At 73.2% G+C, this 1,350-nt stretch carries 1 protein-coding gene and 2 pseudogenes; 1 reads left to right on the forward strand and 2 read right to left on the reverse strand.

Annotated elements, in window-relative coordinates; translation table 11 throughout:
• Positions 1–653: pseudogene (locus tag D7W81_RS42725) on the forward strand (hypothetical protein); the annotation flags it as partial.
• A 106-nt stretch (positions 654–759) separates the two neighbouring features.
• Here D7W81_RS42725 and D7W81_RS41260 read toward each other — a convergent pair.
• Both D7W81_RS41260 and D7W81_RS42730 read right to left on the reverse strand, forming a co-directional pair.
• Positions 760–1,020 carry a DUF3006 domain-containing protein gene (locus tag D7W81_RS41260; RefSeq protein WP_120560750.1) on the reverse strand — a complete coding sequence of 87 codons (261 nt, stop codon included), beginning with the start codon at positions 1,018–1,020 and terminating at the stop codon, positions 760–762.
• Positions 1,017–1,350 (reverse strand): annotated as a pseudogene (locus tag D7W81_RS42730) (hypothetical protein); the annotation flags it as partial. The pseudogene D7W81_RS42730 and the gene D7W81_RS41260, both read right to left, overlap by 4 nt.

The raw sequence follows: 1,350 nt of genomic DNA on the forward strand, positions 1-1,350 counted from the left end.
AGCCCCAGCAGCCCTTCTACGCGGAGAACGAGCCCGGCCCGTCCGAGGACGACAACAACGGCGACTTCGAGCGCGATGGCGACGAGGACGACGGCACGCTCTTCGGCAACAACCGCCAGGCGCCCGCCCCGGTGCCCACGCCCGCCCCGCGCCGCGCGGCGCCGCCCGTGGAGGATGCCCCCGCGGCGAGCGGTGCGCCCCTCAACGAGCTGTTCTCCGACCTGGACCTGCCCGGCAACCGGGGCGACGCCCAGGACGAGGAGGACCCCGGTCAGGACGAGACGCGCGAGGACCCTCGCAACGACGAGGAGGAGGAAGACGCGCGCCAGGTGGACTCGAAGGCCGCGCGCAAGCGTCCGGTGGTGCCCGCGCGCCGTGGCAGCCCGCTGAAGGTGGTGGCGCTGGTGCTGCTGCTGCTCATCGTCCTGCCGGTGGTGGCGCTGTTCGGCCTGTCGGCGGCGGGCATGCTGCCTCCCGCCCTGGCGGACGTGGTCAACAAGGTCACGGGCAAGGCGCCGCCGCCCGTCACTCCGGCGCCGCGTCAGGCTGCTCCCGCTCCCGTTCCCGCTCCGGGCGCCGCCGAGCCGGTGGCGCCTCCGCAGGGCGCCGCGGCGGGTGAGGCCGCGGCTCCGGCGGAAGGCTCCACGCCGTAGTCCACCCGTGAAGTGGGCCTGCTTCCGCGCCACGCGGCGGGCAGGCCCACCCACCGCGTCCTGCTCCGGCCGGGGCTTCCGGCACGTCGAGCAGGACGTTCCGGCGTTAGAGGTCGAAGTCGCCCGCTGGTGGCTTCTTGCCGCGCATCGCCTGTTCCCTCGCGGCGCGGACGTCGGCGCGCAGGGACTCGGTGGCTTCGGCGTCCACCTTCCCGGTCTCCAGGTCCACGACGTCGCCTTCGCGCACGCCGGGCGGCAGGGTGTCCAGCGCGCGGGTCACCTGCTGGCCGTCCACCACCAGCACGGCGACGTCGTCCTCGATGCGGTCCACCGTGGCCCTGGACCGGGGCTTCGTCTTCTTCGTCACGGGTCACAGTCTCCCGCGGGCTTGCGGCCCGACTTCACCGCCGCGTCACGCGTGCTCCACGTGAGCAGGTTCTCGTCTTTGATGAGCCTCACGCTCCGGCATGTGGACTTGTGGAAGATCTGCTTGTGCTTGCTCGCCATGTAGCTGTCCGACATGGAGGCCTTGCTGGCGGAAGAGCGCACCGCCTTCCCTGGCGACTCCGTCCGGGTGCCCTTGCGCGCGGTGGGCAGATCATCCACGTCCATCACGTTGCCGCCGCGGGCCGTGCTGTCCTTGGGCGCCTGGACGACTCGCGCGGGCTCCGTCTGGACGGCCGGGGGCGGCTGGGTG

The sequence above is a fragment of the Corallococcus aberystwythensis genome (assembly GCF_003612165.1).
Lineage (GTDB): Bacteria > Myxococcota > Myxococcia > Myxococcales > Myxococcaceae > Corallococcus > Corallococcus aberystwythensis.